Below are 21,127 nucleotides of genomic sequence, written 5' to 3'. Positions count from 1 at the left end.
TGTCAGAAACTGGGACGGGCCGGCGCCGTGGGGCGGCCGGTGTCCTCGGGCCCGCGGCCCCGGGGAGGGCCGCCCGCCTGCGCCCCGGTGTCCATCAGCGCCCCAGGGCGTCCACGAGCGCGTCGATGATCGGCAGGTCCGCCTCCAGCCACGGCAGCCGGCGCAGCTGGTCGGGCGGATCCAGGCGCACCCACTCCAGGCGTTGGTGGTCGTCTCCGGCCCTGCCCCGCTCCTCGGGGCGGGCGGGCTCGGCCAGCCACACCCGCATCCTGAAGCCGTGCATGGCCGGCCAGGCCGGGGCGTCGTCGCCGGGACTGCTGTTCGGTGGCGCCGCAACCGCCAGCTGTCGGGGGACGACGAGCTCGGGCCCCAGGCGGACACCCAGACCGATCTCCTCGTCCAGCTCGCGGGCCAGGGCCTGCTCGGGCCTCTCGGCGGGTTCGACCTTGCCCCCGGGCAGCTCGAACTGACCGGCGTGCTCAGGCGGGTAGGAGCGGGCCGCGCACAGCAGGGTGGTCGGATGCTCCAGGTCGTCCAGGACCGCGGCCGCCACGACGAGGCGGGAGGCCCGCCCCGTATCCGAGTCACTCACCAGGGCTTTCCCCCTCCTTCGCTGCCACCGGACTCCTCGGAGGTTCCCGGGCTGCCGTTGTTGCGGTCCCGCAGTCGCTTGGCCCGGTCATCGACCGGGGTCGGGGTCGGCTTGGCGCTCGGGGTGCTGGAGGAGGTCTCGCCCGGCGAGCTCGACGACGACGGGCTCGAGCTCGGATCGCTGCTCGGCTGGGAGGAGGCGCTCGAGCTCGGGTCACTGCTGGGCGTGGCCGAGGGGGTCGAGCTCGGGTCGCTGCTGGGCTGCGAGGAGGGGGTCGAGCTCGGGGCACTGCTGGGCGTGGTCGAGGGATTCGGGCTCGGGGGGGGATTCTGCTCGGGCGGGGGCGGCACCTCGCAGGTATCGGCCGCCTTCATAGCCGCCTCAGTGTGCTCAATCACCGCCGCGAGGCTTCCGCTCTCCTGGGCCTGGGTCGCCAGGGTGAGGTGGGCGACGTACAGGTTGGTGCGCACCATGCACTCCGGGGAGCCGGCCTCCTTCACCTTGGTCTCCGGGTCGACCTTGGCCTTGGGCGCCTCCCTGAGAGCCTGTTTGAGGGTCGTCACCGCGGAGGTCGGGTCCTTCGCGGCGAGCTGACCGGTACCCAGGTTGAAGTGGACGCGCCACTGCTCCAGCCACGGATTGATCCTGGCGACCGTGCGGTAGCGCGACAGGGCCGTGTCGTAGTGGCCGGCTGCCGCGGCACGGTTTCCGGCCAGAGAGATGAGGAAGATCGAGCCGAGCCACAGGGAGATGATGGTGACCAGAGCCGCGGGCACCCCACCGATCGTCAGGAGCCGACGACGACGCTTGAGGCGGGCCTCGCGCCGCCTGGGGTCCTCGGGGGCCGGGGAGGAGGCATCGTCCTTCGGGTCCGCATTCTGCAGGTAGTCGACCTCCTGCTCCGAGGGGGCACCGGCTGCCTCTGGCGCACCCGGGGCATTCTGTGCACCGTCGGCAGCACCGGGCTGTGTCTCGCCGCCACCCTGCCCGGGGACCTCGCCGGGAATGTGTCCTGTCGTCATCATCGTCCCCTTCCCATGAGAAGACGCAGGCGACGGTCGGCTCGCATGAGGTCGAGGATCTCCCACAGCAGCAGACCGAAGGCGATGAGTCCCAGCGGCCAGGTCAGGTACACCCGGGCGTTGGTCTTGGCCCGCCCGTCGGAGGTGACGGCCTCGATGTCGAGGTTGGTGAACTTGCTCGTCGGGTCATCCCCCGAGCCGCCGGTGCGGTGGAAGTAGGGCAGCCCCAGGTCCTTGGCCACCTTCTGGAGCTCGTCGGCGTCGATCTTCGACACCCCGGGCTGCCCGCCCTGGCCGTCGGTGATGTAGTCGGACTGGGTGTGCTCGCCGGTGGACGGCGAGCCGTCGTAGCTGCGCATCTTGCCACCCTCGGTCGAGCCGTAGCCCAGCACTGCTCCCCCGTCGACGAGACCGGCCAGGGACTGCCAGGAGATGCCGGCGTTGTCGGCCGTCTGAGCGCCGCGGCCGTTGTCGGTGGCCTCGCCGTCGGAGAAGATGTAGACGAGGCGGATGTCCTTGGGCTCGGACTGGCGGGCCTGCGCCAGCGTCTGCCCCAGTACCGGAAGCGCCACCTCCAGCGAGGAGCCGGTGGCGTGGCTTGAGACCTCCTGCTTGAAGGAGCCGATCCAGGCGTCGACGGCGTTGGTGTCGTGAGTCAGCGGCAGCTCCCTGGCCGCCGTGTTGTCCAGGGCGATGATGGAGAAGCGCGAGTCCGGGAAGGCCTCGCGGATGGCCCGCATGTCGGCGCGCACGCCGTCGAGCCTGGTGGAGGCCGACTGGTCGACGCCGTCGGGCCCCTTGCCCTGGTAGTCCTCCGCGGCCATGGATCCGGTGCGGTCCACCACCATGTAGATCTCCACGTTGGAGACGCTGATGGCCTCGCTGCCGCGGATCGCCGGCCCCGCCAGCGCCAGCACGATGACGACGACGATGGCCAGGCGCCTCCACCAGGCCCGGCGGGCGGCCGGCTCGGCATCGTCACGGACCAGGCGGCGTCGGGCCACGATGAGCAGCCCCGTCAGGGCGGCCGCAACGAGGAGGACGAGGATCCACCAGGTGACTGGGATGAACGCGAAGTCCCCGATGATCGGAACCGGCTTCATGCTCGCCTCCAGGTAGTCAGTCCCAGGTAGCCCAGAAGCACCAGTGAGAGCGTGATGACGAGCCGCTGGGGGACGTCGGTGCGACGGGTCTGCTTGCGCCCCCCGAGCGCGGAGACCTCGGTCTTCTCCAGCTCCTTGACGATCTGGCCCCCGGTGCCGGAGTCCTCGACGTCGTAGAAGCGCCCCTTGCCCTGCTCCTCGGTGACGGTCTTGAGCTCCTCGCGGGACTCCTCGGGAGTCTTGTCGAGCAGGTCCTGGTAGGGCTGGTCCTCGTCGGCGCCGTAGATGGAGAACAGGCGGATCTTGCGCTCGGCCAGGAGCTTGGCGGCGTCGGGCAGGGGATAGATCTGCTCGTTGTCGGGGTCGATGACCTGGTTGTCGGTGGCCAGGATGATGGAGCGGGAGCGCTCCAGGCCCTGGTTGTCGAAGGCCTGGGCGCACGAGGCGAGCCCGTCGCCGGCCAGGGAGGAGCCGTTGATGCTGGAGTTCACCGTGCCGCCAAAGGCCTCCTGGTAGGCGAGCTGCTGCTTGTAGGTGACGTTCTCCGGGTCGATGTCCAGCACGTCGCCCAGCTCGCTGAGCTGGTCACGCAGCAACTCGTAGTCGTCCGTGAGCGGCACGATGGTCTGCGCGGCCGAGTTCCAGGCCACGATCCCCACCCGCTCGCCGTCGAAATCCTCCAGGATCTCGGAGAAGGTCGTCAGGACCGAGGAGTCGATCCTGACCATTGACGTCGACACGTCCAGGCATAGGACGATGTCTCGGTTGGCCAGGGCGTCGGAGCGCTCGGTGACGCGCACGGGCCGACCGGCGATGGCGGCGGCGCTCACCAGGCCCGAGACCAGCAGGACCGCCAGGAGCGCGTGCAGCCAGCGCTGAGCCCGGATGCGCTTGCGCACCGCCGGCAGCTGGAACAGGCTCGCCGAGTTGGCCAGACGGCGGGGCAGCTCGACGACCTGCTCGCTCCCCCGCCGGCTCCAGGACAGCCCGGAGCGCTTGGGCGCCCCGGTGGAGGGGCCCAGGCCGGAGCGGCGGTCGATGATGAACACCGCGATGATCGCCGCGGCGGCGATGACGACAAGAACAATGAACAACCAGAGCATCACCATCGGGTGACCACCTCCCTGGCGTGGGTAAGGGCCTCCTGCGCGGCGGCCTGCGGCTCACGGTCGAAGGAGGGCTGCTCCCACACGGCCAGCAGCTCTCCGACGTGCCCCAGCGGGTTGATGTCCAGGGGACGGCCCGCCGCGCGCACACTGCGCCGGCGCTCCTCCACCGAGCTCGGCCCGGCGGTCGCGGCCATGTCGAGGATCTCCGAGACCGTGGCGGTGGTGATCTCCTCCCCGCTGCGGGCCTCGGCGAAGCCGCGCAGCAGCGCGGCCAGCTCCAGGTGCAGCTCGCGCAGGTCCAGATCACCGGCGTCCCAGCGCTGGGAGATCTCATCGAGACGCTCACCCCACTGGCGGCGCTCACGGGGCGCCATGGGGATGTCTCCGACCTCCTGGGAGATGTCGCGGCGGGTCACCAGGAAGGTCCGCAGCAGCCAGGCGGTCACCAGCAGGAGGCCGACGACCATGACGATGACCATCCAAATCGGCATGAGGACCGGGGGCATGATCTGCATGGGTCACCGCCTCCCTCTGGCCACGGCGGCGCGCTCACGCTGGAGGAGCTCGGCGATGGAGTCGATGAGCGTCTCCTCGGAGGAGATGACGCCGTACTCCAGGTGCCGGGCGTCGAGCACCTGCTCGACGCTGGTGCGCCACTGCTCGCGCACCACGGCCGCCTGAGCGGCCAGGTAGGAGTCTGCGCGCAGGAAGGCGGGGATCTCGAAGGGCAGGTCGATGTCCCGCCCGCGGCCGCCGTCCGGGCGCAGTGGGTCGTCGTCCTCGATCTGGACGACGATCATCTCGTGCTGGATCGACAGGCGCCGCAGCCAGGTCGCGGCGTCGGGGCCGGGGTGGGCGGTGTCGGTGATGAGGATGACCAGGCTGCGGCGGCGGTGCCAGGTGCTCACCCGCTCCATGAGGCGCGGCAGGCTGGAGGGAGGGGCCCCGGGGGCCAGCTCGAAGACGCCGGGCGCCCCCTCAACGGGAGCGTCGAGGTCCTCGTAGGTGCGGGCCAGCAGCGCCAGCAGGGTCTCCACGTGCTTGGCCCCGGAACGGGCCGGGCGCGAGATCATCCGGCCGGCGTCACCGGCCACGAGCGCCACCGAGTCCCCCCGCATCCGGGCCAGGTAGGCGAAGACCTCCGCCACTCCCAGGGCCAGGTCGCGCTTGTCCTCACCCGAGGGGGTCATCGCCGCCATGGTCCGGCCCGTGTCCACGGCCAGCACCATGGGCATCATGGACTCGCGCTGGTAGCGCTTGATGACCGGCTGCCCCAGGCGGGCCGAGGACTTCCAGTCGATGTCGGAGATGTCGTCGCCGGGCCGGTAGAAGGACATGTCGTCGAAGTCCTGCCCGCGTCCGACGAACACCGACTTGTGGCGCCCGTCGAGCAGCCCCGTGGCGCGGCGCAGGGTCGGCAGGCTCAGAGCCGCGCGCAGACGCTCGATCCGCGAACCGCGCCGGCCCTCGCCGGAATCGGACTCGGGCGCCCCGGGAGCGCCGTGTACCTCCGTGCTCATCGCTGTGCTGGTCCCCACCGGGCTCAGGGCGTGGGGACGGCCGCGAAGATGGCGTCAATGATCGCCTCGGGCGCGACTCCGTCGGCCAGGGCGTCATAGGTGAGCACCAGCCGGTGGCGCAGCACCCCGTGGCGCAGCAGGCGGACGTCGTCGGGGATGACGTAGGTGCGCCCCTCCTGGAGGGCGACGGCCTGGGCCACCTTCATGAGCGCGATGCCTCCACGGGGGGAGGCCCCCACGCGCACCTGCCGGTCCAGGCCGGGCACGGGCCGCGGTCCTCCGCCGCGGGAGGTGTTGATGAGGGCGACGATGTACTGCTTGATGACGGGATCGACGTAGACCCGCTCGGCGGCCCGCTGCAGCCACTCGACGTCGTCGGTGGAGATGGGCCGACCAGTCACGGGCTGGTCGAAGGTTCCGTTGGAGATGCGGTCCAGGACGTCGGCCTCCTCGGAGGGCCGCGGGTAGGTGAGTACCTCCTTCATGAGGAAGCGGTCCATCTGCGCCTCGGGCAGGACGTAGGTGCCCTCCTCCTCGATGGGGTTCTGGGTGGCCAGGACCATGAAGGGGTGGGGCAGGGGGTAGACGACGCCGCCGATGGAGGTCTGGCGCTCCTGCATGGCCTCGAGCATGGCCGACTGGGTCTTGGCGCTGGAGCGGTTGATCTCGTCGAGCAGGACGATGTTGGCGTGGACCGGCCCCAGCTGGGTGGTCATCTCGCCGGTGGAGGAGTTGAGGATCTGGGTGCCCACGATGTCGTTGGGCATGAGGTCGGGCGTGCACTGGATGCGCCGGAAGGAGCCGGAGACCGCCGAGGCCAGCGTCTGGGCGGCGGTGGTCTTGGCCAGGCCCGGCACCGACTCCAGCAGGATGTGCCCACTGGACATGAGGGCGGTCACCAGGGCCCTGCGCAGCTGCTCCTGACCGACGACGCGCTGGGAGAAGATGTTGGCCACGGACTTGAGCAGCTCGCCGGCGCGCTCCACGTCGGCATCCCCGGCGCCTCGACGGCTGGAGGCGGCCCGGGCCTCGCGGCGCAGCGTCTCACGGGAGGGCAGGGGGCCGGTGTCGACCTTCTCCTCAGCCGGCGCCGCCGGTCCGGAGGGGTAGCCGGGAACCGTCATTCTGGATGACGCGGTCGGCACGGAGCCGGCCCCGGCGGTCTGCGGGTCGATCTGAGGAGGGACCGAGGGCGGCTGCTGCGCCGAGGCCGCAGTCCCCTGCCCGGCGGAGGAGCCGACGGGCTGACCGGCCTGTCGGGCCGCCGGCTGCCCCGCCGGCTGGCCGCTGGGCTGACCGTACTGCTGGCCACTGCCCCAGCCACCCGGCTGACTGCCGGGTTGGGCGCGGTGCTCGGGCTGCATGCTCATGGTTCTCCTCGCTCAGTTCTGGCTTGATTCCTCGCGCCACGTGCTCGCGCCTGGATAGGCGACGCATTGGCAGGCTATACGAGCCGGGGCCACCTGTGGCGCGAGCGACGGGGAAGTCCTCCCCACAGCACCGGCAGGCCTCCACTTTTCACCGGATTCGCGCCACTTTGAAGGAAATGTGAGACGAGTCGTCATGGGGTGCCCGCCCCGCGATCAGAGCTGGCCGAGGTTCACCCGGCTTCCGGCCAGGCTCAGCCGGAGCCCGTCACTGGTGACGATGGCGCTGGTCGGACGCAGCCCCGACGGCAGGGACTTCGCGGGGATCGTGATCTGCGGGGAGTCCAGCCCGACATAGCTGAGCATGCTGTCCTGCCCCGTGCCGACGTCGACGCCGAGGGTGTTCCCGCTCATCCGGGTGGAGGTGATGGTCAGGATCAGGCTGCCGTCGGCACCCAGCGACGGGGCGATCTCGGCCTCACCACTCAGACCGAGCACGGACATCGAGGCCTGGATGACTCCCGGATCCTGGGCGCTCGTCCCGGTGCGCTTGGCCTGAAGGGTGATGCCCTTGAGCTTGGGGTGCGATGCGGCGGCGAGCGTGGCCACCTGCTGCCAGCTGACGGTGCCCGACGCCGCCACCGTGTCGGTCTGATAGGGCTTGTGCAGGCTGATGTGGCTCAGATCGACGTCGACGTCGCTGAGCGTGACCGAGGCGTTGCTCTGCTCCTTGGAGGTGATCGTCAGGCTCGGGGAGTCCACGCTCAGACTGTCCAGTGAGCCGCCGACAACCTGACTCAGAACGATTCCCCTGGTGGCGATCCGGGCGTCCGGACTGAGCCCCGGCAGGGCCGAGCGCACGGCGGAGTCTACCTGCCCGCGCACGAGGTACTCCGCCCCGACAGCCCCGGCACTCAGGATGACGACGAGCACCACCAGGACCGCCACCCACCGTCGAGCGCGACGTCGGCCGGCATGGCGGGAGAGGTCATCCTCGAAGAACTCCTCCTGCGAGAGGTCATCCTCCTCGGGATCGTCCGCCAGGACCTCATCGAGGAGGGCCCGATCAGAGAACTCCTCCTCGGTCACCTCATCCTGCGCCCGAGGCGAGTCCGTGTCACTGTGGTGACTCATCGCTCCTCGCGTCACGTCATCGCCTCGGCGCCGACGGCGAGCTCTGGGCCACCGGGGCAGTGCTCACTGAGCGCTCGGCCGTCTGGTCGGCGGGGGCCTGGTTGGCGGCCCACTCCTCGTCAAGCATGTAGAGGTCCTCGGCGGTGACCATGAGGGTGGACACGGCGTGCTCCACCAGGGCGGTACGCCGGTTGGAGGCGGCTCCGGCCACCCGGCCGCCGCGCAGCCCGCGCACCCCCACCCGGTCGAGCTTCTCGCAGACGTTGTCGAGCTTGCGGTTGAACTTGGTCAGCGGCCAGCCCAGGCGCGCCGCAGCCGCCGCGGAGGAGGGGATCTCGGCGGCCCCGGTCCCGGCCCGTTTGAGCACCGGCTCGGACAGCGCCAGGACGAGCAGCAGCTGGGAGCGGGTCATCGGAGTCACACCGATGGTGGTCTGGCCGGAGGACTGGCGCACGCCGTCGATCCCGGAGAAACGGTCCTCCCCGGAGGTGATGAGGTTGATCTCGTAGGTGGTGGGGCCTGCGGAGAAGGTGAGGATGACCCGCGGGAAGACCAGCGGCATACGGGCCCCCGGGGCCAGCCGGGACTGGACCAGCCCCTCGCCGTCGGTCAGGGTCGCCGACAACCGCGAACCCTCGTTGGCGATCCACCAGAGGTTCTCGGAGTGGGCGAAGACCAGGAAACGGCGGTGGAGGTAGGGGTTGTCGTCGATATCGAGGTCTCCGCCTCGGCCGATGACGAAGGTGTCGGCCGGAGCGACCCGGTGAATCTCTCCGGAGAAGTCCAGGACGAGCTCGTCGGGCTGCTCAGGATCGACCTCCGGCATCTCCGTCCACGTCAGGTCGCTCATGAATTCTCCTTCCACGGTCCCGGCTCATGATCGGCCGGGTCCAGTCTCGCTGAGATGCCGGAACCGCACCGGCCAAGCACAACCACTCGGACAGTGACCTCAGCCACTACGGAGCCTCAGCCACGACGGCGGATCGATACGGAGCGTCACTCCGTCACCGACATCCATGAGATCCCCCATGAAGACCGGCGTCGGCATTCCCGATCCCAGCAGGACCGGCGTCGCACCGGGGCGAGCCAGGACGGTGCCGTTGGACGAGCCCAGGTCCTGAGCCAGGACGCTCCACCCCGAGGTCGTGAGCATGAGGTGGGAGCGCGAGACCATGTGCTGCGGGCTGGCCACCGGGACCAGGGCCACGATGTGCGGATCACCCCCGGCCTGCACCTGGGGGGCGCGCCCGATGACGACGTCGCCGGCGACCTCGACGGCGGCGCCGGTCGACAGGGTCAGCGTGGCCAGAGCCGGCCGGCGCACGTAGGAGAACACTCCCGTCAGGGGCTGGGCGCAGATCAGGCACTCCCGGAGCTCGGGAGGATTGGGGTGCCCCTGGGGGCAGATCGAGGCCCGCACGGGGGGCGCCGCGATCAGCGCCGCCTCGGAGGCGGAGACGACTTCCGTGTTGGGCAGGGCCTCCAAGGGCTGGGGCTCCCGGACGGGCTGGGGCTGCTTGCTCTTGGAGTTGTCCGGCGCCGTGGGGGTGTTGGCCGTCGGGCTGCCGCCCGAGCTCGCCGAGGGGGCGGTGGGGGCCCGGTGGGCGCCGCGGCGCCGACGCCCCGAGCCGGGCTCCGGCTCGGGGTAGTCCGGGAACGGGCTCACATCACCGGTCTCCAGGCCCTCTGCAGCGCCCTCAGTGGTCTGCGAGAGCTGCTGCTGCGGCTCGATGGTGTCGTCGGGGTCCTCCCAGACGCCCGTCTCCAGCAGCTCGGGAGCCGAGTCCGTGGAGCTGTCGGATTCGGCAGGAGTCGCAGCCTCGGCGGAGGAAGGGGCCTCGTCAGAGGGAGGGGCCTGGGCGGGGGAAGCGACCTCGGTAGGAGAATCGGCCGCGGCGGGAGAAGGCACCTCCAGGGGCACCGGCGCCGGCTGCGGCTCCTGCTCCTGCTCCGGCTCCGGCTCCGGGGCAGCCTCCTGGGGCGAGCCGGAGATCGGGGAGATCGGGGTGATCGGTCTGAGCAGCGTGGTCTCGTCACTGGGCTCGGCCGGGACGATCCCGCTGGGCTGCAGCGCCATGGACCGCAGGTCCGAGCGCCGCAGCGCTGCGGCCCGCGAGGGCGCGGCGTCCTGGGGGGAGGGCGCGCTCAGGGCCGCGGGGGCCGCCGGCCCCACCGTCGGCAGGTAGGTGCCGCCCAGGGCCTGCAGGACCCGCAGGCCCGTCTCCACGGAGACGCCACCGGCCTGCGAGCCGGCAGCCGGGTTGATGACGGCGGTCCCGTCAACGCCGTCGACCCGCAGAGCACCGTCCGACAGGCGCGTCAGCCCCTCGGGCAGCGGAATCCGCTCGCGTGGCAGGGATGGGGAGGGAACCGGGGAGATCGTCACTGCGCCCCCTGACTGCTCGCGCCACAGGGGCGGGACGTGTGCGCCGTCGGCGGAAGATCCGGCACCTGGAGGGCGTCGACGACGACGGCGGTGGTGTTGTCATGCCCCCCGCCCTCCAGGGAGGCGGCCACGAGGAGCTCGGCCGTGCGCTGCGCCGTGCACCCGGCCGCCAGCACGGTGGCGATGGCCTCGTCGTCGAGCTCGTCACTGAGTCCGTCGGAGCAGATGAGGAGTCGGTCCCCGGCGGCCACCGGAACGCTGTAGAGGTCCGGGACGCCGGAGTCGGCGATGCCACCGCCCAGCGCCCGGGTGACGATGTTGCGGCGGGAGTCGCGGCGCGCCTGCTCGGGGGTGAGCTCGCCGGTCTCGATGAGAATCTGGACCCGGGAGTGGTCGCGGGTGACCTGGGAGAGCATGTCACCGCGCAGCAGGTAGACCCGGGCGTCCCCGATGTTGAAGATGACCCAGGTGGGACGCGTCACCCCCTGCTCGTCCGCGATCCAGGTCAAGATGACGCCGGCGATCGTCGCACCGGGCAGGTAGGCGGCGTGGGACGGGATGGCGATGATCGCCTCCTGCGCGGCCACCACCGCGCGAACCACCGTGTCGATGTCGGTGATGGTCGCCCCGGCCAGGGAGTACAGGGAGTCGAGGGCCACCTGCGTGGCCATGCGGCCGGCGGCGTGCCCGCCCATGCCGTCGACGACGACGAAGGCCGGAGCGATGGCGAGGTAGCCGTCCTCGTTGATCGTCCGCAGGCGCCCCACGTCAGTGGCCGCACCGACAACGACCTCCGAGGCCCTGATGCCGTCCTCACCGCGGATCACGATGGCATCGGCATCAGCACGAACGTGCTCGGTCATCGGCTCCCTTTCACTTGCGTCGCGTGCACTCCCCTAGTAAACCCCAGCACCCCGTCCGGAACCACCGCGCCACCGCCCTGATTCCACCATGTGGGAGCCCACACCCGATCGGAGGCCGGCGGCGCCGGCCCCGCTGCACCCGCCGAACGGGCCTGCCTCACCGCCGCCATCGGCGACGATCCGCCGTCGTCGGACACTGACGAGCTGCGGCCGTGACCCGTCAGGCAGTCGGATTCACGGTGTCCTCAGGTAGTCTTCCCACGTGGCCGGCTGACCGACCCTTATGCCGCCGAGGTGGTACTGCGTTCCCTGACTCGGTATCACGGGCGGCCCGACACCCGACCCGCGACGGCCCCAGGTGCCGGTCACAACCTGGACCGACGTCGTTTTCCCGACCCTCGAAGGACCCAGCATGTCTCAGGCCAAGGACGAGCTTGTCGCGCGAGCGCAGGATCCCAATGCAGAGTTGGAGACCCTCCACCAGCTGGCGCAGAACTACCCCGGCCTGCGCCCCTACATCGCCGCCAACCCACGCACCTATCCCGCCCTCCTGGAGTGGTTGGGAACCCTGGGTGACCCCGCGGTCGACGCAGCCCTGGCCTCTCGCAACAGCCAGCCCCAGTCAGCGCCGTCGGCGCAGTCGGCGCAGTCATCGCCGCAGCTGGCGGTGGTCTCGCCCCCCGGCGCCCAGCACAGCGCGCCGTCGGCCAGGTCCTCCGAGGCCCCCACGCAGGTGACCCTGCCCCGTTCGCTCCAGCCCGGCAGCGCGGTCTCCGGCGCCTCTGCGATCTCCGCCACCAGCTCGAGGAGCGCCGCAAGCGCACCGAGCGCCTTCAACGCGGCCGGCGCGAACACGCAGGTTGACGGCTTCCAGGCCGCGGGTGACCCAACCGTCTCGGTGCCCACGTCCCACCCCGCCCAGGCAATGGCCTCCCAGTCACCGGCCCGGCCGGTTCAGCCCGCCCTGCAGCAGACCTTCCAGCAGTCCGCGAACGTCTCTCAGGCGCAGAGCCCGGTCATTCCGGCCCCCGTGCAGCAGGCCCCCGCAGTGGCCGGCAACGACGGCGTCTTCGGCGTCGGCACTGAGGACGACGACTCCGAGGCCCCGTCCTCCTTCCTGACCTCCAACCGCATCCTGCTCATCCTGGCGCTCCTGGTGGCCACCGTCCTGGTCTTCCTGGCGACCTGGTACCTCTCCGGGGGCAGTGACAAGGGCTCGGCCGCCGACTCGGGCACCGAGGCCCCGGCGGACTCCGGCCAGGCCGCGGCTCAAGACGGCTCCTCCCCGGCCGCCCAGTCCGCCTCCCCCTCGGCCTCGGCCACCCCGAGTGCCTCGGCAACCCCCACGCTCAAGGCGCCGGCACCCGCCAACGCTCAGGAGCTGTCCGCCTTCGACGCCCCCAGCGGCAACATCAGCTGCACCCTGAATGACAACAACCTCACCTGCGTCATCAACGAGCACGCCTCGACCGCTTCCTGCCCGTCCTCGAAGCCGCTGACGGTCACGATCGGCACGGACGGGAAGTCCAGCCAGAGCTGCGGGTCCACCTTCTCCACCAAGGGCGTCAGCCTCAGCTACGACTCCTCTGCCAAGAACTCCACCTTCGCCTGCAAGTCGACCAGCTCCGGCATGCAGTGCTGGAGCCAGGTCACCGGTCAGGGCTTCATCCTCAGCCGCGAGAGCGTGACCCCCACCACCCACGGCGGTAACTGATCCGTTTCACCCCGGGTCGGAGCCCCGCCCGCCGGGGCTCCGACCCGTCCTATTACTCTGAACTTCCTCTGAACCGCACCTTCCAGCAGCGCACGACGTCCGATATGGCCACCTCCTACCGAACGATCCTCGTTCACCCCGGTGCCCGCTCCTTCACGAGCGCCGGGCTCATCGCCCGTTTCCCCATGTCCATGGTGGGGATCTCCACGATCCTGGCGGTCGAGGAGCTCTACGGCTCCTACACGGCCGCGGGCCTGGTCAGCGCCGCGAACTTCGTGGCCATGGCCATCGGGGCGCCGATCCTGGCCCGCTGCGTCGACCGCTACGGCCAGTCGCGGGTCATGCTGCCCGCGGTGCTCGTGTCGTCCTTGAGCCTGGTGGGGCTGGCCGGCGCCGCCGCCGTGCACGCGCACCTGGGGATCCTGGCCGCCCTGTCAGCCCTGGCCGGCAGCCTGGCCGGTTCCATGGGCTCACTGGTGCGGGCGCGCTGGACGGCGATGCTCACCCGCCCTGAGGAGGTTCACGCGGCCTTCTCCCTGGAGGCGGCCCTGGACGAGGTGGCCTTCATTCTCGGGCCGGTGCTGGCCACGGCCCTGTGCACGACGCCGTTCCTGCCGGTGATCTCGGGCTGGGTGTGCTGTGTGGTGATGCAGCTGGTCGGGGGGCTGTGGTTCCTCGGCCAGCGCGCCACTGAGCCCGCGCCGCACCCGACTCGGCCGCGGCGCACCGCTGAGGCTGCCGAGCAGTCGGATCAGACCACGGCGCACCCACCGGTGATGCGCTACGGCGCGATGGTGTCCATCGCCATCGTCTTCCTCATCCTGGGGGCCATGTTCGGGGCCAACGACGTCGCCGCAGTGGCCTTCGCCACCGAGGCCGGGCACAAGTCGGCCTCGGGTCTGGTCCTGGCGGTGTGGGGCGTGGGCTCCTTCGGCGCGGCCCTCCTCTACGGCTCGCGCACGTGGGGGTGGCCGCTGTGGAAGCAGCTTATGGCCGGGCTGGTGGGGCTCGCCGTGGGGGCCTCGACCTTCGGTTTCGCGCCGAACCTGGTGGTGCTGTCTGTCCTGGCGCTCCTGACGGGGCTGGCCATCGCCCCCACCCTGACCAGCGGCAACAACATCGTGCAGGTGACGGTGGCCCCCTCGCAGCTGACCGAGGGTCTGGCCTGGGTGAGCACGGCCCTCAACATCGGGGTCTCGATCGGGTCCCTGCTGGCGGGGCAGGCCACCGACGCCGGTGGCTCGCGCGCCGGGTACCTGGCGGTGGCCGCCTTCGCCTGGGGCGCCGTCGTGGTTGGTGTCCTGGGGCTGCCGGCGCTCAGGCGAGCGCGGACCAGCGGCTCGCTGGGTGGTCACTGAACAACCTCGGCGGGCGACTCAGTTCCCAGCGTTCTTGGTGACTCTTCTACACTCAGCACGATGCCGATCGCAGGAAATCCACAACACGCCCACCTTCCCTCCCAGTCGGGCACCGGCCCCACGGGGCACCCCGGCCGTGGGAGCGGGATGCCTGCCGCCCGACCTCCGCGGCTGGCGGCGGCCGCGCACGCCGTCGCCTCATCGCTCGTCGTCGCCGCTTTGGGATGGCTGGCCCTGCTGGTGCCCGCCTACTGGTCCCTGGTGGATGAGCACGGCCAGTGGCTGTTCAAGCTGGATTCCTTCGTCTACTACGAGGCCGTCCGTCAGTGGCTCGACGGCGGAGACCTCTACAGCTGGTACGCCAACCCGGGTCAGCACCTGTGGCCCTTCACCTACACGCCTCTGGCGGCCTGGGTGATCGCGCCCCTGACCTGGATGTCGTACCAGTCGACCACCGTGCTGCTGATCGTGGCCACGCCGCTGTGCGCCGCCGTGACCGCCTACGCGGTTCTCAGGCGGCTGGCCGTCGCGCCCCGGATGGCACGCAGCCTGGCACCGTGGCTGGCGCTCATCGGGGTCATCGCCCTGGAGCCCTTCCCCAAGACCATGGAGTACGCGCAGGTCAACGCCATTCTCATGGAGCTGGTGGCCGTGGACCTGTTCCTGGTTCCTGAGTGCTCGCGCTGGCGCGGGGCCCTCAGCGGCCTGGCCGCCGCGATCAAGCTGACGCCGGCGGTCGCGATCCTGGTGCTCCTGGCACGCCGGGAGTGGCGGGCGGCAGCCACCATGGCGGGCAGCGCCGTCGGACTGACGCTCCTGGCCGCCCTGGCGGCCCCCACCGAGTCCTGGGAGTTCTTCACCTCGGCCATGTGGGATCCGGGGCGCGCCGGTTTCGCCGACTACTCGGGCAATCAGAACCTCAAGGGCGCGATCGCCCGGGGGTTGCCGGAGGCCGCCTGGAACCTCACCTGGGCGGTGTGCTCCCTGCTCGCCGTGGTGGCGGCCTGGTTCCTGTGCCGCCGGCTGGACCGGCTGCGGGGAGCCCGCGGCGCGGCCGGGGGTCCCGGCCAGGACGACGGCCTGATCCTGTCCCTCCAGATCAGCGTGGTCATGGTGCTCGGCCTGCTCATCTCCCCCATCTCCTGGTCGCACCACTGGGTGTGGTGCCTGCCCGTGCTCATGTCGGTCGCGGCGGCGGCCTGGCGCTGGCGCTCGACCGCGCTCGGCGTGGCCGCCGCCGCCGGGTTCCTCGTCTTCGTCCTGGCGATGCAGTGGTGGTTCCCCGAGCAGAACCACGTGGAGCAGAACTGGCCCGCCTGGGCCAAGGCCGTCGGCTCAAGCTACACCTGGTGGGCCCTGGGCTGCGGGGCCGTCCTATGGTGGGCGAGCGGCCGGCGGCTCAAGGCCCTGCACCACTGAGAGCCGCTGACAGTCGCTCGCGATCGTGCCTTATGCCGCGCCGTCGAGGGTTCAAGGCACGACCCCGCGACCTACCCTACGACCGCGCGATCCACCCGACGAACGCAACGATTGGAACCCCTGAGTCGTCTAGGATCCAGAGGTGCCCCTCTCCGACATCGCCCGCGCCGTCGAGGACCGGTTCCATCGCGACACCGTCCCGGTCCTCAAGCGTCAGGGCTGGCGCCCTCGCGTCATTCCCTACGACGGCTACGGCACCAGCGCCCCGGCTCAGCCCGGCCCGACGGCGCCGCGGCACCAGGACACGGCGGCCCAGCGCAGCGCGGCCGGAGCCCGCCGGCGCCCCGCCTCAGCCTCCCGCGGGGCCTCCTCCAGCTCCTCCCAGCCCACTCAGCCCTCCCGGCCCGCCCCTATGGCCCGGGTCCTGGCCCGCATGGTGATGCGCCCCCAGGACGCCCCGGCCGAGGGGCCGCTGTTCCGCTCCCTGCCCGTCTCTCTTCCTCTCAGCGCCGCCCAGGCCCGCAGCTTCGCCATGACCGGGCTGAGCGACGCCCAACGCGGCTGGCGTCTGTTCATCGAGGTGCCGGTGGCCTTCCTGCCGGTGACGGTCCACGTGGGCCGGGCCAGTGTGCGCACCCGGGCCGACCGCAGCGGCTACATCGACGTCGTCGTGCGCGATCACGGTCTGGAGCCCGGCTGGCACGAGGCCAGGATCGAGGCGATGGGGGCGCACGCAGTCGCCGCCAAGGTCCTCATCATCCCCGAGGGCCCGCGCCTGGGCATCATCTCCGACATCGACGACACCGCCATGGTCACGCACGTCCCCCGCGTCCTCGTGGCCGCCTGGAACCAGCTCGTCAAGTACTCCTCGGCGCGCGAGCCCGTCCCCGGGATGGCCGAGCTCTACTCGCGCATCCAGGCAGCCCACCCGGGCACCCCGATGATGTACCTATCGACCGGGGCCTGGAACGTGGTCCCCACCCTGCGCTCTTTCTTCTCCCGCCACGGCTTCCCCTCGGGGCCCGCGCTCATGACCGACTGGGGGCCGACCAACACCGGCTGGTTCCGCTCGGGCATCGAGCACAAGCGCACCGAGCTGCGCCGGCTCATGATCGACCTGCCCCAGATCACCTGGATCCTCTTCGGCGACGACGGCCAGCACGACCCGCACATCTACGGCGAGGCCGCCCGCCACCACGCCGACCGGATCGCCGCCGTCGCCATCCGCCGCCTGACCGCCACCCAGCAGATGCTCGCCGGAGGACTGACCGCCCACCCCATGGGAATCGGGCCCGAGGCCCGGACCCTGGCCGAGGCCGACGTGCCCGTCGTCGTGGGCGCCGACGGCTATGAGCTGGCCCGGCGCCTGCCCCGCGAGCTGCTGGAGGCGGCGCCGCGCCGCTGACGACCTCACGGCGGCCACCGCTGAGAGCGGGCCGATTCCCGGCCGGCCCCTCCATGCGGCATGTCTCACGCAGGCCCCTCCACCGGCGTGGATCCCCGCCAGCATGCGGATCGACCCGCAGCCCGCCCGGTTCACAGGGACAGCACAGGCCCGCCCTACAAGGACGACAGGCCCCGGCGGTTACCTGGGTTCATCGGGGCGAACGCCCCCGTTCCCATCCCCAGCGAACAGGAGGAATCACATGTCCCCCTTCTCCACAGACTCCACCGGCCCGGCAGAGCCCACCGGCCCGACCGGCCCGACCGGCCCCACCAGCCCCACCAGCTCGGCCACCTCAACGACCGCCTCACTTCGCCGCCACGCGATCCTGGCCGACCTCAACGTGCTGCAGGTCGCCACCCTCATGGGCACCGGACTCCTGGTGACCCTCGGCGTCATCCTGGGCGGCCGCTCCTACATCACCACCGTCACGCCGGACGGCCTGATCGCCTCCCAGCCGAGCGCCCACGGCACCACCGTCCAGGACCCCGCGGCGAGCTCGACTCCCTCCACCGGCGACTCCTCGGAGGAAACCGTGTGATTCCAGGGGCGAGGACCACCTCAGCCCCGCGGCGGCCCCGCGCGTGACGCTGTGGGCGATCACGCGGTCCCCGCGCCCCCTTCACGTCAGTCGCCCCGGCCCCCGGCCGGTATGGTGATGGCGCACCCAGCAGTGCTTCCTTCAAGCTCAGGAGACGATATGGCCGGCAAGATCCCCTTCATCCTCGGACTCGGCGCGGGATACGTGCTCGGGACCCGCGCGGGACGCGCCCAGTACGAGCGCATCAAGACCGCAGCCTCCAAGGTCGCCGAGCAGCCCTTCGTGCGCACCCGGGTCGACGCTGCCTCCAGCCACGTCAAGCAGGCCGTGCGTACCCAGGGCGAGGCCGTCACCGAGAAGGTCGCCGACGCCGTCAAGGAGCGGCTCTTCGGGGCGCCCTCGAACAAGGGCAGCGCCCAGTCCCAGCCCGTCGACGCCGGGCAGGCCAGCGTGCGCCCGGTCGGCGAGAGTTCCTGAGGCCGCCTCAAGGCCGGCTGAGCCCGGCTAACCCCGTAGTCCGCCCCTAGCCCTGCTCGGGCTGCTGGGAGGAGGTGCCCTCCTGCGCCGTCTGCCCGCCGCGGCCGCGCCAGGAGGGGGCCTTGAGCGGCCCCATCATGAGCCCCCGGCGCCAGCCCACGAGCGCGCCGTTCGCCGCGCGCCGCCCGGCCCGGCGCCGTTCCCGGTCGGAGATGACCGGCAGCTGCCAGGAGCGCCAGTAGGCGAGCACGCACAGGCCCGCGCCGACCACGGTGGACACGAGCATGGCGTGCGCGTCGGCCACCCCCGCCTTGACGGCCACGACCTGGGTGCCGGCGGCGATGAGCGCCGGGATCGCGTAGAGCTTGTTGCCCCCGAAGACGGCCGGGGTCTCCCCCACCGCGACATCGCGGATCATGGAGCCGCCGATGGCGGTGAGGCAGCCCAGCAGGAGCGCCGGCATGACGCCGAGCCCGTAGGTGAGGGCCTTCGAGGCCCCGGTGGCGGCCCAGCAGCCCAGGATGACGGCGTCGGCCACCACGAGCAGGCGCCGGGTGGGCCGCGAGGTCAGCGGCACGAACCAGGCCACCGTCGCACCCAGGCAGGCCGTGTAGAGGTAGTAGGGGTCGGTCAGGGCGAAGGGCGGGCCGGCCTGGATCATGACGTCGCGCAGGATGCCGCCGGCGGTGGCCGTGAGCATGGCCAGGACGACGAAGCCCACCAGGTCGAAGTTCTTGCGCCGGGCGATGAGCCCGCCCAGGATCCCGTTGAGCAGGACCCCGCACAGGTCCAGCAGCCGGAAGGTGTCGGTCAGGGACGCCGGCATGTGAAGCGTGAGGGAAGAGAGGTCCAGCACCCCGGTTGCCCGCCTTTCGCTCCTGTCATGGCGGCTGTCCCGCCGTCGATCCCGGTGTCGGACCGGCAGCCCGCCGCTACCGGGCACCTTAGTGCACGGCACAGCGCGGGGCGGACACCCGACCGCCGCGGACCGCGCGTTGCGGCGACACGAAACCTCGGGTGGTCAGGGCGCCGAGGCCCGCGCCATGATCGGGGCGTGTCCTCCCGCTACTCACCCCCCAAGGACCTGAGCCGCTACGCGTGGCTGTCCATCGGTGCCGCACTGGCCACGATCGCGCTCAAGGGGGCCGCGGCCTGGCTGACCGGCTCCGTGGGTCTGCTCTCCGACGCCGCCGAGTCCGTGGTCAACCTCATCGCCGCCGTCGTCGCCCTCATCGTGCTGAAGATCGCGGCCAAGCCGGCCGACGCCGACCACCAGTTCGGGCACTCCAAGGCCGAGTACTTCTCGGCCGTCGTCGAGGGCGTCATGATCTTCGTGGCCGCCGCCGTCATCATCATCTCCGCCATCGAGCGCCTCATCCACCCGCAGATGCCCGAGCAGCTGGGGGTGGGTCTGGCGGTCTCGGTCATCGCCTCGCTCCTCAACGCTGCGGTGGCGTGGGTGCTCTACCGGGCCGGGCGCCGCGAGCGCTCCATGACCCTGGTGGCCGACGCCAAACACCTGGCCACCGACGTCGTCACCTCCGCCGCGGTCCTGGTCGGGGTGGCACTAGTGGCCGTCTTCGGCTCGGCCGTGCTCGACGCCGTCGTCGCCCTGGGGGCCGGGCTCAACATCATGTGGACCGGCTTCACGCTCATTCGCGACTCGGTGGGCGGTCTCATGGACATCGCCCCGTCCGCTGAGGTGCTCCAGCGCGTGGAGGAGGTTCTGGCGCGCCACCGCCAGGTGGGCATGATCGACTTCCACGCGGTGCGGGTGCGCGAGGCCGGCAATCGGCGCTTCATGGAGCTGCACGTGCTGGTTCCGGCAGCCTGGAGCGTCAAGAAGGGGCACGACTTCACTGAGCAGGTCATCGACGAGCTCATCGAGGCCGACACCAGCCTGCGCATCTCGGCGCACCTGGAGCCCATCGAGGACCCCAAGTCCTACGAGGATCTGGAGGACATTTAAGAACTCCCAGGTCAAGTCGGTTTCCATCATCGTGCGGACATGTCAGACTCAGCCCCATGAATGCAATGAGGCTCACCGGCTCAGCACCGTCGCTGCGCCAGCACACGATCACCGCTCCCGTCCCCGCCTGGCGTCACCCCAGCCACGTCGTCCTGGAGACCTGCGTCGAGGACGTCGAGGGCGTGAGGATCTCCGCCCGGGCCGGAGCTGACCGGGCCGAGCTGGGCGCGAACCTCACCGCCGCCGGCACCACCCCCTCGATCGGCACCATCGAGGCCGCCATCTTCGCCGCCGCCGAGCAGGTCGAGCAGCGCCGTGCCCAGGCCGGCGCCCACTGGGCGGAGAAGCCCGAGGCCGCCGCCCCCTTCGGCCTGCGGATCCTCATCCGTCCCCGGGGCGGGTCCTTCGTCTACAACGCCGATGAGGGCCGGGCGATGATCGCCGACGTGCGGCGCATCGCCACCCTGGCCCTGGAGATGGCCGAGTTCACCCGCCCCCAGGCCACGGGCGGGGGGCGCACGACGCTGCCGCCGGCGGTGGACCTGGGCTTCGTCGTCGGCGCCCTGACCGAGGACGGCACCATTGACCGCGGCCTCGTGCGCCTGCTGGTCGACATGGCCAATGGCGCCCCCGTCACTTTCCACCGGGCCTTCGATCAGTGCCGCGACACCGTCGAGGCCTACGGGGACCTGGAGGGACTGGGCGTGCGCTACGTCCTGACCAGTGGGGCGGCCCAGACCGCGGCCGACGGCGCCTCGGTGATCGCCGGGCTGGTGGCCAGTGGCGGGCCGACCGTGGTCGCGGCCGGGGCCGTGCGCCCCGACGGCCTGGTCGACCTGGTGGAGTCCACCGGCGTGCGCGAGGTCCACATGCGCTGCCCCCGCGAGGGACTGACCCCCGACGAGCCCCAGCGCACCGATGAGGCCCTGGTGCGCCGCGCCGTCGAGACGGTCCGCGCGGTGCCGCTTCCCGCGTAGCTCGGCAGCCCCGCCCGTCCCTGCCCTCCTCCCTCCCGACGGCGGAGCCGAGGCCGGGTGCGCACCCCTGGCGACTCGGGGTGCGCACCCGGCCTGGCACCCTTGTCACTCTCCTCGGCCCTTGGTCCCCGG

21 protein-coding genes are annotated in these 21,127 nt (G+C 71.4%); 9 read left to right on the top strand and 12 right to left on the bottom strand.

The genetic code is table 11. From position 1 onward, the window contains the following. Positions 1 to 94: 94 nt before the first annotated feature. From FK267_RS11035 to FK267_RS10985, 11 genes are all read right to left on the bottom strand, one after another. Positions 95 to 592, bottom strand: a complete 498-nt coding sequence (locus FK267_RS11035; RefSeq protein ID WP_070510432.1) for an NUDIX domain-containing protein — start codon at positions 590 to 592, stop codon at positions 95 to 97. After that, positions 589 to 1,614, bottom strand: a complete 1,026-nt coding sequence (locus FK267_RS11030; protein ID WP_232622444.1) for a tetratricopeptide repeat protein — start codon at positions 1,612 to 1,614, stop codon at positions 589 to 591. The genes FK267_RS11035 and FK267_RS11030 overlap by 4 nt, the downstream gene beginning before the upstream one ends. After that, the gene (locus tag FK267_RS11025) at positions 1,614 to 2,717 is read right to left on the bottom strand and encodes a VWA domain-containing protein (protein ID WP_141407225.1); all 1,104 of its coding nucleotides are present in this window, start codon (positions 2,715 to 2,717) and stop codon (positions 1,614 to 1,616) included. The genes FK267_RS11030 and FK267_RS11025 overlap by 1 nt, the downstream gene beginning before the upstream one ends. Continuing rightward, on the bottom strand, positions 2,714 to 3,826 hold the full coding sequence (locus FK267_RS11020; protein ID WP_003787792.1) for a VWA domain-containing protein: 1,113 nt from the start codon (positions 3,824 to 3,826) through the stop codon (positions 2,714 to 2,716). The genes FK267_RS11025 and FK267_RS11020 overlap by 4 nt, the downstream gene beginning before the upstream one ends. Further along, complete coding sequence (locus tag FK267_RS11015; protein ID WP_075414026.1) at positions 3,820 to 4,341, bottom strand: alpha-amylase; 522 nt, start codon at positions 4,339 to 4,341, stop codon at positions 3,820 to 3,822. The genes FK267_RS11020 and FK267_RS11015 overlap by 7 nt, the downstream gene beginning before the upstream one ends. Before the next feature lie 3 nt (positions 4,342 to 4,344). Beyond that, the gene (locus FK267_RS11010) at positions 4,345 to 5,346 is read right to left on the bottom strand and encodes a DUF58 domain-containing protein (RefSeq protein ID WP_141407224.1); all 1,002 of its coding nucleotides are present in this window, start codon (positions 5,344 to 5,346) and stop codon (positions 4,345 to 4,347) included. A 23-nt stretch (positions 5,347 to 5,369) separates the two neighbouring features. Beyond that, complete coding sequence (locus FK267_RS11005; protein WP_075379109.1) at positions 5,370 to 6,716, bottom strand: AAA family ATPase; 1,347 nt, start codon at positions 6,714 to 6,716, stop codon at positions 5,370 to 5,372. 213 nt (positions 6,717 to 6,929) lie between these two features. Then, positions 6,930 to 7,847 carry an LmeA family phospholipid-binding protein gene (locus tag FK267_RS11000; protein ID WP_075379108.1) on the bottom strand — a complete coding sequence of 306 codons (918 nt, stop codon included), beginning with the start codon at positions 7,845 to 7,847 and terminating at the stop codon, positions 6,930 to 6,932. Between the two features lie 16 nt (positions 7,848 to 7,863). After that, entirely contained in the window at positions 7,864 to 8,697 is an 834-nt protein-coding gene (locus FK267_RS10995; RefSeq protein ID WP_009405622.1) for an FHA domain-containing protein, read from the bottom strand. 99 nt (positions 8,698 to 8,796) lie between these two features. Beyond that, on the bottom strand, positions 8,797 to 10,233 hold the full coding sequence (locus tag FK267_RS10990) for a hypothetical protein (protein ID WP_141407223.1): 1,437 nt from the start codon (positions 10,231 to 10,233) through the stop codon (positions 8,797 to 8,799). Then, on the bottom strand, positions 10,230 to 11,096 hold the full coding sequence (locus tag FK267_RS10985) for a PP2C family protein-serine/threonine phosphatase (RefSeq protein ID WP_141407222.1): 867 nt from the start codon (positions 11,094 to 11,096) through the stop codon (positions 10,230 to 10,232). The genes FK267_RS10990 and FK267_RS10985 overlap by 4 nt, the downstream gene beginning before the upstream one ends. 90 nt (positions 11,097 to 11,186) lie before the next feature. On the opposite strand from FK267_RS10985, the gene FK267_RS13760 reads away from it, so the two are divergent. From FK267_RS13760 to FK267_RS10955, 7 genes are all read left to right on the top strand, one after another. Further along, complete coding sequence (locus FK267_RS13760) at positions 11,187 to 11,312, top strand: hypothetical protein (protein WP_269781165.1); 126 nt, start codon at positions 11,187 to 11,189, stop codon at positions 11,310 to 11,312. Between the two features lie 196 nt (positions 11,313 to 11,508). Then, positions 11,509 to 12,810: a variant leucine-rich repeat-containing protein gene (locus FK267_RS10980; RefSeq protein WP_141407221.1), complete on the top strand. Its 1,302-nt coding sequence runs from the start codon at positions 11,509 to 11,511 to the stop codon at positions 12,808 to 12,810. A 104-nt stretch (positions 12,811 to 12,914) separates the two neighbouring features. Next, complete coding sequence (locus tag FK267_RS10975) at positions 12,915 to 14,168, top strand: MFS transporter (RefSeq protein WP_141407220.1); 1,254 nt, start codon at positions 12,915 to 12,917, stop codon at positions 14,166 to 14,168. Positions 14,169 to 14,228: 60 nt separating this feature from the next. Next, a complete protein-coding gene (locus FK267_RS10970; RefSeq protein ID WP_373693225.1) occupies positions 14,229 to 15,587 on the top strand; it encodes a glycosyltransferase 87 family protein in 1,359 nt (452 codons plus the stop codon). 142 nt (positions 15,588 to 15,729) lie between these two features. Then, entirely contained in the window at positions 15,730 to 16,992 is a 1,263-nt protein-coding gene (locus FK267_RS10965) for an App1 family protein phosphatidate phosphatase (RefSeq protein WP_075379102.1), read from the top strand. Between the two features lie 241 nt (positions 16,993 to 17,233). Then, entirely contained in the window at positions 17,234 to 17,572 is a 339-nt protein-coding gene (locus FK267_RS10960) for a hypothetical protein (RefSeq protein WP_141407219.1), read from the top strand. Positions 17,573 to 17,731: 159 nt separating this feature from the next. Continuing rightward, positions 17,732 to 18,049, top strand: coding sequence for a hypothetical protein (locus FK267_RS10955; RefSeq protein WP_010613035.1), 318 nt, complete (start codon positions 17,732 to 17,734; stop codon positions 18,047 to 18,049). A 46-nt stretch (positions 18,050 to 18,095) separates the two neighbouring features. Here the strand turns inward: FK267_RS10955 and FK267_RS10950 are convergent, their stop codons facing one another. Further along, positions 18,096 to 18,875, bottom strand: a complete 780-nt coding sequence (locus FK267_RS10950; RefSeq protein WP_075414057.1) for a trimeric intracellular cation channel family protein — start codon at positions 18,873 to 18,875, stop codon at positions 18,096 to 18,098. Between the two features lie 228 nt (positions 18,876 to 19,103). Between FK267_RS10950 and FK267_RS10945 the strand changes: the two genes are divergently transcribed. Beyond that, positions 19,104 to 20,018, top strand: coding sequence for a cation diffusion facilitator family transporter (locus tag FK267_RS10945; RefSeq protein ID WP_141407218.1), 915 nt, complete (start codon positions 19,104 to 19,106; stop codon positions 20,016 to 20,018). Positions 20,019 to 20,083: 65 nt separating this feature from the next. Further along, positions 20,084 to 20,995, top strand: coding sequence for a copper homeostasis protein CutC (locus FK267_RS10940; protein WP_178389389.1), 912 nt, complete (start codon positions 20,084 to 20,086; stop codon positions 20,993 to 20,995). Positions 20,996 to 21,127 lie beyond the last annotated feature (132 nt).

Source organism: Actinomyces oris (assembly GCF_006546825.1).
In the GTDB taxonomy this organism is placed as follows: Bacteria; Actinomycetota; Actinomycetes; order Actinomycetales; family Actinomycetaceae; genus Actinomyces; species Actinomyces oris.
The sequence above is the reverse complement of the archived record's forward strand: the minus strand, read 5'-3'. Positions and strand labels throughout refer to the sequence as shown.